The organism is Citrobacter sp. Cpo045, from assembly GCF_030332875.1.
GTDB lineage: Bacteria > Pseudomonadota > Gammaproteobacteria > Enterobacterales > Enterobacteriaceae > Citrobacter > Citrobacter portucalensis.
The window spans coordinates 1-11,764 of sequence record NZ_JAOWGZ010000064.1 but is presented as its reverse complement, the minus strand read 5'-3'; the positions used below and the strand labels follow the sequence as shown (position 1 = coordinate 11,764).

General features: G+C 49.9%; 13 protein-coding genes and 1 pseudogene. 5 read left to right on the top strand and 9 right to left on the bottom strand.

The genetic code is table 11. The features are described from left to right. The 4 genes from OGY13_RS01775 to OGY13_RS25100 all read right to left on the bottom strand — a co-directional run. On the bottom strand, positions 1-80 hold an 80-nt coding region (locus OGY13_RS01775), incomplete at its 3' end, for a hypothetical protein (RefSeq protein ID WP_016247518.1). Between the two features lie 167 nt (positions 81-247). After that, the gene (locus OGY13_RS01770) at positions 248-778 is read right to left on the bottom strand and encodes a GNAT family N-acetyltransferase (RefSeq protein ID WP_022652313.1); all 531 of its coding nucleotides are present in this window, start codon (positions 776-778) and stop codon (positions 248-250) included. Positions 779-781: 3 nt separating this feature from the next. Next, positions 782-1,051 (bottom strand): type II toxin-antitoxin system TacA family antitoxin, encoded by a 270-nt coding sequence (locus OGY13_RS01765; RefSeq protein WP_022652312.1) that lies wholly within the window; start codon positions 1,049-1,051, stop codon positions 782-784. A 791-nt stretch (positions 1,052-1,842) separates the two neighbouring features. Continuing rightward, the gene (locus tag OGY13_RS25100; RefSeq protein ID WP_502361632.1) at positions 1,843-2,163 is read right to left on the bottom strand and encodes a hypothetical protein; all 321 of its coding nucleotides are present in this window, start codon (positions 2,161-2,163) and stop codon (positions 1,843-1,845) included. Here OGY13_RS25100 and OGY13_RS01760 point away from each other — a divergent pair. Beyond that, positions 2,147-2,896, top strand: coding sequence for a RepB family plasmid replication initiator protein (locus tag OGY13_RS01760; RefSeq protein WP_064754779.1), 750 nt, complete (start codon positions 2,147-2,149; stop codon positions 2,894-2,896). The two genes, OGY13_RS25100 and OGY13_RS01760, sit on opposite strands and share 17 nt — an antisense overlap. Before the next feature lie 325 nt (positions 2,897-3,221). On the opposite strand, the gene OGY13_RS01755 is transcribed toward OGY13_RS01760, so the two are convergent. After that, positions 3,222-3,962 (bottom strand): tyrosine-type recombinase/integrase, encoded by a 741-nt coding sequence (locus OGY13_RS01755; RefSeq protein ID WP_022652310.1) that lies wholly within the window; start codon positions 3,960-3,962, stop codon positions 3,222-3,224. Between the two features lie 476 nt (positions 3,963-4,438). Between OGY13_RS01755 and OGY13_RS01750 the strand changes: the two are divergent. Further along, positions 4,439-4,746: pseudogene (locus tag OGY13_RS01750) on the top strand (IS1-like element transposase); the annotation flags it as partial. 293 nt (positions 4,747-5,039) lie between these two features. Here OGY13_RS01750 and OGY13_RS01745 read toward each other — a convergent pair. Then, complete coding sequence (locus OGY13_RS01745) at positions 5,040-6,062, bottom strand: IS110 family RNA-guided transposase (protein ID WP_001567660.1); 1,023 nt, start codon at positions 6,060-6,062, stop codon at positions 5,040-5,042. Positions 6,063-6,568: 506 nt separating this feature from the next. Between OGY13_RS01745 and OGY13_RS01740 the strand changes: the two genes are divergently transcribed. The 3 genes from OGY13_RS01740 to OGY13_RS01730 all read left to right on the top strand — a co-directional run bounded on the left by OGY13_RS01740 (position 6,569) and on the right by OGY13_RS01730 (position 9,177). Next, positions 6,569-8,047: a SulP family inorganic anion transporter gene (locus OGY13_RS01740; RefSeq protein WP_022652309.1), complete on the top strand. Its 1,479-nt coding sequence runs from the start codon at positions 6,569-6,571 to the stop codon at positions 8,045-8,047. A 17-nt stretch (positions 8,048-8,064) separates the two neighbouring features. Then, the gene (locus OGY13_RS01735) at positions 8,065-8,892 is read left to right on the top strand and encodes a universal stress protein (protein WP_032430841.1); all 828 of its coding nucleotides are present in this window, start codon (positions 8,065-8,067) and stop codon (positions 8,890-8,892) included. An 81-nt stretch (positions 8,893-8,973) separates the two neighbouring features. Further along, positions 8,974-9,177: a hypothetical protein gene (locus tag OGY13_RS01730; protein WP_021314636.1), complete on the top strand. Its 204-nt coding sequence runs from the start codon at positions 8,974-8,976 to the stop codon at positions 9,175-9,177. A 277-nt stretch (positions 9,178-9,454) separates the two neighbouring features. Here the strand turns inward: OGY13_RS01730 and OGY13_RS01725 are convergent, their stop codons facing one another. The 3 genes from OGY13_RS01725 to OGY13_RS01715 form a co-directional block, all read right to left on the bottom strand. After that, positions 9,455-9,685: a thioredoxin family protein gene (locus OGY13_RS01725; protein ID WP_021314637.1), complete on the bottom strand. Its 231-nt coding sequence runs from the start codon at positions 9,683-9,685 to the stop codon at positions 9,455-9,457. A gap of 13 nt (positions 9,686-9,698) precedes the next feature. Next, entirely contained in the window at positions 9,699-10,616 is a 918-nt protein-coding gene (locus OGY13_RS01720; protein WP_223290846.1) for a permease, read from the bottom strand. Between the two features lie 240 nt (positions 10,617-10,856). Further along, entirely contained in the window at positions 10,857-11,399 is a 543-nt protein-coding gene (locus OGY13_RS01715; RefSeq protein ID WP_022652305.1) for a sigma-70 family RNA polymerase sigma factor, read from the bottom strand. Between the last annotated feature and the right edge of the window lie 365 nt (positions 11,400-11,764).

Below are 11,764 nucleotides of genomic sequence, written 5' to 3'. Positions count from 1 at the left end.
CGGGACAAGAAAATCTCTTTTCTGGTCTGACGGCGCTTACTGCTGAATTCACTGTCGGCGAAGGTAAGTTGATGACTCATAATGAACCCTGTTCCATGGCTCCAGATGACAAACATGATCTCATATCAGGGACTTGTTCGCACCTTCCCTAGATACCGCAGAAGAGCTGTTTCGGCAAAAATACTGTAATAGGACTAGGCCGCTTTACATAAGCGGTACGGCTTTACTGGATCAGTCTAAACCTGTTTTATTCATCATTTACTTCGAACAATTCTTCAATAGATTTTGTCGGGTAAAAGAGCGAGTTACAGTTTTCTTCCTTTAACTGAATGAAACCCAGTCGAAGGTAGAATTTTTTGGCGTTGTCGTTCAGCGCTTCCACGAACATTCCGTGTATACCCACAGCCTGCGAGGCCTGATACACGACTTTCATCGCATGGGTAACAAGTGTTTCTCCATATCCCTGGTGGTGAATGCTTTTATCAATTGCCAGACGGCCCAAAGTCACGCTCGGCACATTCTTGTAGGGTACACGCTTTTGTTGTGTTTTGCTGGGTAGAAGTATTTTCTCAAAGCAACTTCCTGATAGCGTGTAGTACCCCATCACACGCGGTTTATTCTCTCTCGTCACGAGAACATAACCACGTAAGATCTTACTGTTATGCTGCCGTTTCAGATGGTCAGTAAGAAAAGTATTCAGATACTCTTCTCCACAATCGAAGTTGCTTAATTCATATTCAACTTCCTCTGAAAAAATCTCAATCCTTAAACCCTCCATTTATTACTCCAGTTCCCGGAGACGGTTAGCGGCGCGTTTCAGCCGGTCATTCGGTGCTGGCGGATTAATGATTGCATCCATAACCAGGTTCCAAGACTCCTCATTGAGGAGCAGACGACGGTGCTGGTCAATAACTTCTGCAGCGCGTTCTGAGGCGGTACTGACCATGAACTGCGAAATTGACTGGTTAGTCATTGCTGCAGCTTCTTCGATCATGTGTTTGTCGTCTTCATTTAATCTCAGGTCAATGCGCTGCTTTTTCAGTGCTGACATGGTTTCTCTCCCAGGCCACTCTTTAATCTGAGAGAGCGGACAGTTTTGTTGAGTTCGGGACTTAAGGCGATAGCATGTACGGATGTATACCGTACAATTATAATAGAGTTATGGTATGCATGTTTCAACCACTAGTTGGCTGTGGATCCGGGTACAGCACGTAAAGGTGTAGAGAAAAACTTCTCGATGTTGATCGGTCAGGCTCAAATTACCGTTGCTGTGTCTGATCGGAAGAAACCAGAATCAAACTGTACTATGTAACCTCCGTATCATGGCTCTGAGAGAAGTGCAGTTTTGACATAGTCTGTATTGAGAAATGAATAGATCAGTGCTCGCCGCAGTCCGGTGACCGGGCTTATGCCCGCGAACCGGCGAGGAAGCGCAATAGCACAGATGCTGGCAGGAGCAGGTACGCGTTGTTGCCGGTATGAAAAGGGATCATTAATGAACAGTCTGAATTACCTTGTCGGTCAGCAGGTTATCCACATATACAGTCATTCGATCCAGTAATAAGATCCTTAAAGCGATCCCTGTAAGATCCAAAGAAGATCCCGACACCTCTGAAGGCCGCGTCAGGACTGAGCCTGGAGCATGATCACATAAGCTGTAGCATGTTAATCATAAGCTGTAACTGGTAGACAATAAGCTGTATTATGCAACGGATATGCTGTAATAAGCGATTGATATAAACTACAGTGAGTATGTCACCTGAAAGTTCATCAGGGCTGTGCATAAACTGAAGCCAGTTGTCTGGCGTTTTACAGGCCATAACATGAGAACAGTGGCTGCTTTTATTCTAAAACAATCCACCGATCGGGGGGCTCTCTGGACAAGGACAATCTGGACTTAAAAAAGTTGTTTGAAGAGGTGGATAAATCCTCCGGTGAAGTCGTAAATCTCACTCCTAATGCCAGTAATACAGTGCAGCCAGTGGCACTGATGCGGCTCGGAGTGTTTGTCCCTACTCTCAAATCACTGAAAAACAGTAAAAAGAACACGCTTTCGCGTACTGATGCGACGGAAGAACTGACGCGTCTATCTCTCGCCAGAGCCGAAGGGTTTGATAAGGTGGAGATCACCGGTCCCCGCCTGGATATGGATAATGACTTCAAGACCTGGGTAGGGGTGATCCATTCCTTTGCACGCCATAAGGTTATCGGCGATAAGGTTGAACTGCCGTTTGTTGAGTTCGCCAAACTCTGTGGGATCCCCTCCAGTCAGTCATCACGCAAGCTCCGGGAGCGTATCAGCCCCTCGCTAAAACGTATCGCGGGTACCGTGATCTCGTTTTCCCGCACGACCGAAAGTCACACCAAAGAGTACATCACACACCTGGTGCAGTCGGCCTACTATGATACGGAGAAGGATATCGTCCAGTTGCAGGCCGATCCGCGCCTCTTTGAACTCTACCAGTTTGACCGGAAAGTGTTACTGCAGCTCAAGGCCATCAATGCCCTGAAACGCCGGGAGTCCGCCCAGGCCCTTTATACCTTTATAGAGAGTCTGCCCCGGGATCCGGCACCGATATCTCTGGCGCGTCTGCGGGCCCGCCTGAACCTGAAATCCCCTGTGTTCTCGCAGAACCAGACGGTGAGGCGTGCCATGGAGCAGCTCCGGGAGATTGGCTATCTGGATTACACGGAGATCCAGCGGGGACGCACTAAACTCTTCTGCATTCATTACCGGCGGCCCAAGTTAAAACCACCGCATGATGAGAGTGCTGAGAACCCTCAACTGCCAGCCGCACCGGGTGATGTGAGTCCGGAGATGGCTGAGAAATTGGCGCTTTTAGAGAAACTTGGCATCACGCTCGATGACCTGGAAAAACTCTTCAAATCCCGCTGAACATAAGCTGTAGTGAGTAACACCTCTCTGTTTACTTGCTACAGCTTATATTGCTGCCTCTGGTGAGTGTCCTGCTCACTACAGCTTATATAAGCGGTGATGAGTGCGGCTCATGTCTGAGGCCCGTGCTTCCTGAGCAACAAACTTCCACCATTGTTTTTCTGCAGTTGCCGCAGCCCTGCGGACTTATTGCATCAGGCTTCCACATATCACAATCTGCTTACTCCAGCTTATGTTGCCTGCTACAGCTTATTTCACTCACTACAGCTTATCTCCGGGAAGATTTACTCACTACAGCTTATATAAACTGTGGCGAGTGACGTTGTCACGTCAGAGGGGGAAGTGTCCGGAGGATCTGCGCGGCATCATGCCCGTCACCGGTGAACGGCACGGCTAGTGTGGCCGCCATATCCAGCGCAAACACTCTGGTATATACCTCCATCGAGCGCGGATCCTTGTGGCCGGCCAGCGCCTGAATCACTTTCCGGGGCTGGCGGTGATAGAGCATATGCATGATATAGCTGTGCCGGAAGGTATGGGGCGTTACCGGAATTGAAAAATGGACCCCGTCAGCTTCGGCCCGCTTAACGGCCTGCTTCAGCCAGTTACGCATGGTTTCATCGGTGACGGCCCACAGCGGTTCACGCCGGCGGGGACGGGTGGTGACCATCCAGCTCGCCATCTGCCTGACATAGCTTATATCGGTCAGCGGGACCAGGCGGACCTCATCTTTCGGTGGGCGCCCGCGTCGGGCCCGTACTTTTTCAGACAGTACCCGCACAAAGGGTCGCAGACCATCGAGATCAAATGACTCCGGGGTCAGCGTCCGGGCTTCTCCGATACGGATACCGGTGTTCCACATGGTGGCGAACAGCATGTGATGGCGCTGGTCGGGCATATACCAGAGGAGGGCACTCACTTCCGGCGCCAGCAGATAAGCCGGGGTGGCACCGGTGGAGGTGGCCATGCGTCGTAATGCCACGGCGGTCGCAAAATCAACGCCCGGGGCGATCGGCAACAACGAAACGCGTTCTGGTGAATTCTGCAGGGGAATGACGTTGTTCATCGGCTATTTTTCACGTAGCGCACGCACTTTTTATGGATACAGGTATTTTGCACCTGACCGGCCGATCCTGCCATGACAATAAATCGCAGCGCGCGGATCCTTTTATTGTCTTATCCCGCATTATTGCGGGTAAAACCAAATGCGTAAAGGATCCTTTTTCAACATAGATCCACGTTAAAGCCAGTCATGACGCGGCCTGAGGGCTGTTTTACGGTTTTTGGGAGAAATGGGGTAATGCCAGGACATACATGATCGGACCATAATGAGAATGGAGCAGAGAAGAAGAGGATGCGCTACGTGAATTCTGACCTGGTACACCCCTGTAACCCTGTCAGTTTTCACGTAGCGCAATGTGGTAACTGACTATTGCCAGTTGATATGACGGCCGGCATTCTGATGCTGACTTAATATACGGATAATAGGTAATGCTGCCAACTTACTGATTTAGTGTATGATGGTGATTTTAAGGTGCTTGCGTGGCTTCCATTTCCATCAGATGTCCTTCCTGCTCCGCTACTGAAGGCGTGGTGCGTAACGGCAAAAGCACTGCCGGACATCAGCGCTATCTCTGCTCTCATTGCCGTAAAACATGGCAACTACAGTTCACTTACATCGCCTCTCAGCCCGGTACGCACCAGAAAATCATTGATATGGCCATGAATGGCGTCGGATGTCGCGCCAGTGCACGCATTATGGGCGTTGGCCTCAACACGGTTTTACGTCACTTAAAAAACTCAGGCCGCAGTCGGTAACCTCGCGCATACAACCGGGCAGTGATGTGATTGGGGTCAGTTTGGATATCGAAAATTATTGTACTATAAGGGCTTCCCCGGCATGTCAACGCCGGTGTTTACGGTTTCTGTCTGCACTATAGTAAAAAAATAAAGGGGAGAGACTGCGGTACTATAAACGGTCATGATGAATCGTCATCGATTCGGACCCTGATGAAAGACGCTCGTGAGGCTCTAGTTCGTTAGTCGGGTACACTTGCCCTGTACAATAAGCAGATATACCTCACGGGGTCTAACCCTTTATCATCAACGAGTTGCAGAACAGATGGTCATACAGCTTTGTACTTTAGCTAGCTGAGTACAACCTGAAATCATCACCGTAATGCAATGATGCCCAGCACAGTCTTGCATTTTTGGCAGCGATGGCAACAACAGCGCGCCAGTATCCTCTGCGTTCGACCAGTGAGCAGACCCAACGACTGAATAAATCAGTCCTTTTCTCCGCCCCGATCAGTACCGAGCGGGCACCCTGAACCAGAAGTGTTCTCAGATACGAATCGCCAGCTTTCGTTATCCTGCCAAGCTTCGACTTTCCGCCGCTGCTGTACTGCGATGGTGTCAGTCCCAGCCAGGCTGCCAGCTGGCGCCCATTCTTAAAATCATGTGCATTACCGATACTGGCGACCAGCGCACAGGCCGTTGTGGGGCCAACGCCCTTCAATTCCATCAGCCGCTGACTGCGATGATCTGTTTTGGCCATGCGGGACAAAATTCGGTCATATTCAGCGATGTTATCTTCAATGCGAGCAACGTGCTCCAGCAAATCATCAACACATTGCTGAACCTGAAGTGGTAAAGAATTCTTCTGCTCAAAAACTATGTGGCGCAGGGCATCTGTACTTTGTGGGGCGATAACGCCGAATTCAGATATCAACCCCCGGAGACGATTATATGTTGCTGTTTTCTCTTCGATAAAACCCTGTCGGGTACGATGCAGACACTGCATTGCCTGCTGGCTCTCATCCTTAACCGGCACAAACCGCATATGTGGGCGACGAACCGCCTCGCAGATAGCCTGAGCATCAGCTGCATCATTTTTCCCTGATTTACCAGCCATGCGGTAAGGCGATACAAATTTAGCGGCCATCAGACGCGGCTCATGACCATACTGCCGAAACAGTCTTGCCCAGTAATGAGCCCCGGAGCACGCCTCCATCCCGATAACACAGGGCGGCAAACCAGCAATCAGCCCGGGAAGAGCTGCGCGGGTTACTCTGGATTTAACCAGAACGGTTTTGCCATTCTGGTCAACGCAATGAACAGCGAACACATTTTTAGCAAGATCGATACCGACAGTAGTAATGGTCATAACGAATCCCTCCGGGGTTGTGTTTACCCCATGATTGCACAAGAGTTAATCAGGCGCATAATCAGGGGAAGTCCCTTCCATTCGTTAAGCTCATTTTTTAATCATTTCTGGTTTTTTTGGAAACGTAATATTCTGGATGTTAAGACGGTCATGCGGGGACATTGAACACAGATAATCATGTCCAGGTACGAACGTCCCATATAGAGTGTGAGCATTGATCGTGCTGTATTTTCGTTTATAGTAGATAGATTCTGTATCATACAGAGCACGTGGTCAGCACTAAAGTACATTACGCTGACTTATTCTGTTCACTGAGGGCTGAGTACCTGCTTTCAAGGATTTATCTGCTGATCATGCGCATTACGCCACCCTGAGTTTTCCCTTCCTCCGCCGTACTGAGCGAGCCTCAGAACGCACGTAATAACATCCCGTCTGCGGATGTGTTTTATCGTATTTGAAACTTATGTCCTCCGGGGCTAACTACATCTAAAAACTGAGAAATTACTATGTTGCTGTCCTCGACGCGTAAGGACTGGCTGGGTAACGTCCGTGGTGACGTGCTGGCTGGTATTGTTGTCGCGCTCGCACTCATTCCAGAAGCGATCGCCTTTTCCATTATTGCCGGTGTTGACCCTCAGGTGGGGCTTTACTCCGCTTTCTGTATCCCGCTGATTATGGCCTTCTTTGGTGGTCGCCCGGCGATGATATCTTCATCAACGGGGGCAATGGCGCTCCTGATGGTGACCCTGGTGAAGGATCATGGACTACAGTACTTACTGGCTGCCTCCGTACTGACCGGCGTATTCCAGCTGATAGCCGGTTATCTTAAACTCGGCGGTCTCATGCGCTACGTCTCACGCTCCGTGGTGACCGGATTCGTTAATGCACTCGCGATCCTGATTTTCATGGCGCAGTTACCTGAGCTCACCAATGTGACCTGGCATGTTTATGCTATGACGGCAGTAGGGCTCGCCATTATCTACCTCTTCCCGTATCTGAATAAAACAATCCCCTCACCCCTTGTCTGTATCGTGGTGCTTACGGCGATTGCCATATGGCTGCATGTGGACGTGCGTACGGTCGGGGATATGGGCAAACTGCCTGACAGTCTGCCGGTCTTCCTGGTGCCGGATATCCCGCTGAATCTTGATACGCTCCTGATTATTCTCCCTTACTCCGCAGGCCTCGCCATTGTAGGGTTACTGGAATCAATGATGACAGCCACGATTGTGGACGATATGACGGATACCCCCAGTGATAAAAACAGGGAATGCAAGGCTCAGGGCATCGCTAATATCTGCACCTCATTTGTCGGGGGAATGGCGGGCTGTGCAATGATTGGTCAGTCTGTTATCAACGTGAAATCCGGCGGTCGGGGCCGTCTGTCCACCCTCACTGCCGGTGTGGTCCTGATGTGTATGGTAGTCTTTCTGAGGGACCTGGTCTCGCAAATCCCTATGGCCGCGCTTGTCGCCGTAATGATCATGGTTTCGATTGGTACCTTTTCATGGCGTTCAGTTACCGACCTTAAAAGCCATCCCATTTCTACCAGCGTGGTGATGCTGGCAACAGTGGTGGTGGTGGTGGCCACTCATAATCTAGCATTCGGGGTACTGACCGGTGTGCTTATCGCTTCCCTGAATTTTGCCACTAAAGTGGCGCGTTTTCTGGCTGTCTCTTCAGAACTCAGGGAAGAGTCCCGGCTCTATAAGGTCACCGGGCAGGTGTTCTTTGCCTCCGCCGACCGCTTTATGGCGTATTTTGATTTTCGCGAAGCTGCAGAGAAAGTTGTCATTGATGTTACGCATGCCCATTTCTGGGATATCACGTCGGTCAGCGCACTGGATAAGGTGGTTATTAAATTCCGCAGAGAAGGAACAGACGTTGAGATCCGCGGGATGAACGAAGCAACCCGTACTATCGTTGATCGCTTTGGTGTTCACGATAAACCCGAAGAAATCGAAAAACTGATGGGAGGTCATTAATGTCAGGAATTAATGCTATGGACAACACCGTTATTGCCTGCGTGGATGGATCGTCATCAACACGCGCCGTGTGTGAGTATGCAGCCTGGATTGCCGGGAAGCTTGACGTTCCTCTTGCCCTGCTGCATGTGCTTGAAAAAAATGAACAACCGGCAGTTTCTGACCTTACGGGGACTATCGGTATTGACAGCCGGGAGCAACTGACGCAGGACCTTGTCCGAATAGAAGGGGAGCGTAACCGCCTGCTGATGACTCAGGGACGCGCCATTCTTGCCGGATGCGCGGAACTGCTCAGCCAGATCGGTATCCCGGATGTTCAGCAACTTCAGAAACATGGCGCACTGGATATCATCCTGGCTGACCTGAAGGGTATTCGTATGATGGTGCTCGGTCGCCGGGGAGCACAGAACCCGGTTGGCAGCAATCTGGAGAGCATTATCCGCCTGCAGAAAAAGCCGGTAATGATTGTACCTGAAACTTTTTCTGTACCTTCAAGAGTCATGTTTGCGTTTGATGGCAGTGAGGAAAGCCGGAGAAACCTGCGTCGACTGACGCTCAGCCCTCTGCTGCAGAGCCTGGAATGTCATATCGTAATGGTTAACGGCGATGCTCATACCCTCGAAGAGGCAAAGCGTAGTCTGCAGTGCGCTGGCATCAGTGCGATATCCCGGTTAGCTGAAGGACGCTCGGTAACGGAGGCGCTTTGTCGTTACGCCGCAGACAACGGCGTGGATTTGATTGTCATGGGGGCATATGGGCACTCTTCCCTGCGACGTTTTTTCATCGGCAGTAACACAACTGCGATGCTCGAACAGACCAGAGTCCCGCTGTTAATGCTCAGATAAGTCGGAACCCGGAGGAAACTCCGGGAAAACTTAATTCCAGACTGGCATTAAAACCCTGAGTCGGGAAGAAAAGGCGACATTATGAAGAAAATCCTTATGATTGATGAAGTTCTTGCGCTTGCCCGGCTTAGCCAGGTTGCATTTGATAAACCCATAAAATATATGGATGACACGGATGCTGAACTCATCGCTCGTTTTAAAAAAACCATCACACCAGAACTTATTGAGCAGATGTGTCTCAGAATACTTGAGCTTGAAGCGAAGTTTCAGACTTTAAACGAATAAGCGTCAGGAATATGATAACTAAAGGCTGAACAGGGACTGCAGTAAGACGGCCAGCTGTCAGAGAGCAAAAAACGGACCTGAACTGACTGTGATAAGTGAGATATCAGAGTGTAAACTTTACCTGCTGTGGCGGAGCTCCGCGACAGAGATGAAGGTATACCTTCATCTCTGGGTCTGAACTTTTCATTAAAAAAGGGGCTGCCGGAAGTCCTCTACAGAGATCAGAGCTTGATATTTCAGGCAATGAACGAACAGGAATTATTTCCCTGCCTGCAGGTCAGAGCCAGCTTTCGATAATGTCTCTTGATGGTATTCCTCCGGTATGTACAACGATGTTATCAACGACAACCGCCGGGGTCGCCATCACTTTGTGTTTCATTATTTCAGACAGTGACTCCACTTTTTCAAGCTGAATAGCGACGCCTCTCTCATCAGCCACCTGCTGGATAAGGCGGATGGTTGTTTTACAACCGGAACAGCCTGTACCCAGTACTTTTACATGCTTCATTTTATAATCCTCTTCAGGGAATTAACGGGAATACAACGTTAAAAATCCAGCCAACCAGTGTGAAAGAGGTCAACAACAGCAACAGCAGGGTGCACAGTAATTGCCACTTCATCACCTGTTTGAGCAGAATGAACTCAGGAAAGCTGGCAGCCACAGTGCTCATGCAAAAAGCCAGAGTTGTCCCCACTGGCAGGCCGTTCGTGATCAGACTCTCCATCACAGGGATCACACCGGTAGCATTGGAATAGAGAGGTATGCCAACCAGCACAGCTACAGGGACAGTCCACCACTGACCGGCACCGAGATGCGACGCGATCCATCCGTCGGGCACAAATCCATGCAATGCCGCACCAAGTCCTACTCCGAGAATGACCCAGAGCCAGACACGCTTAAAAATGGTGAGAGTTTCCTCTTTAGCAAAGGCATGTCGCTTTGAGAGAGGCATATGCGGTGCCATGGTAGATTGTCGGATCTCATCAGTTTGATGTTGCTGCCCGTCTCTGAGGGCATCGGCGGCAAAATCGGCTAACCAGCGTTCGGCCTTAATCCGATCAAGAAAAGCACCGCCAGCCATACCAACAGCCATTCCGACAGCAATATAAATGAGCGTGAACTTCCATCCGAGCAGGCTGACCAGAAGCAGGACGGCGACTTCATTGATAAGGGGGGATGTGATGAGAAAGGCCATGGTAATCCCGAGGGGGATACCAGCCGAAGTAAACCCCAGAAATACCGGGATACTTGAGCAGGAACAGAACGGAGTAACGGCGCCAAAGCAGGAGCCCAGTAAATACCCCATTCCACGGTGCTTACCTGCAAGATAGTTTCTTACCCTCTCAATATCCAGCGAGGCCCGTAGTATGGCCACAAAGTAGATCATGACCAGCAAGAGAACGAAAATTTTGCTCACGTCTTCGACAAAAAAGTGGATCGCCTCCCCGAGTTTGGTTGCAGGACTCAGACTAAGGCATTCATAGACCAGCTAGGTGGCAAAATCAGTGAAAATCTGGAACATAACGGACAGGCCTCACGACGGTTGTTTTTCGGGAAGACGCTGTTTGACAGAAAAGGATGCAGTTTTTTTCGATTTATTTCATTTGCTGAGAAATGTTATTGAACAGGATTTCACTGCAATAGCTTATCGGTAACCCCAGAAGGGGAAACAGATTCTTCACTTGGGAGTGAAACAACATACCCGACCATACTCATCCAGTCTGATCTGGCAATTGCTGGAAAGTTTCCTATGCAGCCTATCCCTCGCCCGGGATAAACGCGATTTGGTTGCCGCAAGTGTCAGACCATTTCGGTCTGCAAAATCAGCCTGTTTCATCCCCTCAAGATCACAGAGCGTAAGGATAATCCGATCAGACTCTGCCATTTTATCCAGGATGCGGGGCAGACAACCAGCCAGTGAGTCGACAGTTTCAGGCGTATTATCCGGCAATGATAAATCATCGTGGAGAGGCATAAATGGACGCTGCTGGCGGCTTTTATCAATAAGCAGATGCCGGGCAACCTCAAACAGCCAGGCTCTGGCATTCACGATGGCACAGAATTTCCCATGTTGTCGTATTGCCCGGAGAAAGGTTTCCTGTATCAGATCATCAGCATCAGCCTCATTACCCACTTGTCTGAGTAACCAGCAAAGAAGTTCGTGTTCATGCTTCTTCCACGCCTTCATAAGGCAAGGCGGCGTGCCGTTCAGTTGCTCCATTTATGACTCTCTCGTTAAATACACCGCATAGCGGGAGGATATTGGTTCTGATGCTGTCGGGGATGGGGTCCGGGAACTGTCGGTGCCATGATGATGTGATGGACTGATAGCATCCGATCAGTTATCCACCTTTCGGAAACCTCTTCCTGCAACAGGGTATGCTGTCTTGTGTTCAGTATCATGCAGTAAACCGTCATGCGCAATACCATCAATTTCCGCGCATTCGGTTCCGGATAAAACGTCAAAAAAGCGGTCCGGAATCTGCCTGATAAGCCAGCTAGGGGACGTCTCAGAAAACGGAATCTATGGTCACTCCCGTTTTTGCAACACCGATTTTGACGACAAGTTGGCTTGCTTGAATCTAT

What these genes read in the sequence shown, in the direction of transcription:
- OGY13_RS01735 (WP_032430841.1), top strand. Translation starts at nt 8,065, where the DNA reads ATGGACAACACCGTTATTGCCTGCGTGGATGGATCGTCATCAACACGC.
- OGY13_RS01730 (WP_021314636.1), top strand. Translation starts at nt 8,974, where the DNA reads ATGAAGAAAATCCTTATGATTGATGAAGTTCTTGCGCTTGCCCGGCTT.
- OGY13_RS01725 (WP_021314637.1), bottom strand. Translation starts at nt 9,685, where the DNA reads ATGAAGCATGTAAAAGTACTGGGTACAGGCTGTTCCGGTTGTAAAACA.
- OGY13_RS01715 (WP_022652305.1), bottom strand. Translation starts at nt 11,399, where the DNA reads ATGGAGCAACTGAACGGCACGCCGCCTTGCCTTATGAAGGCGTGGAAG.
- OGY13_RS01740 (WP_022652309.1), top strand. Translation starts at nt 6,569, where the DNA reads ATGTTGCTGTCCTCGACGCGTAAGGACTGGCTGGGTAACGTCCGTGGT.
- OGY13_RS01755 (WP_022652310.1), bottom strand. Translation starts at nt 3,962, where the DNA reads ATGAACAACGTCATTCCCCTGCAGAATTCACCAGAACGCGTTTCGTTG.
- OGY13_RS01765 (WP_022652312.1), bottom strand. Translation starts at nt 1,051, where the DNA reads ATGTCAGCACTGAAAAAGCAGCGCATTGACCTGAGATTAAATGAAGAC.
- OGY13_RS01745 (WP_001567660.1), bottom strand. Translation starts at nt 6,062, where the DNA reads ATGACCATTACTACTGTCGGTATCGATCTTGCTAAAAATGTGTTCGCT.
- OGY13_RS01770 (WP_022652313.1), bottom strand. Translation starts at nt 778, where the DNA reads ATGGAGGGTTTAAGGATTGAGATTTTTTCAGAGGAAGTTGAATATGAA.
- OGY13_RS01760 (WP_064754779.1), top strand. Translation starts at nt 2,147, where the DNA reads ATGGATAATGACTTCAAGACCTGGGTAGGGGTGATCCATTCCTTTGCA.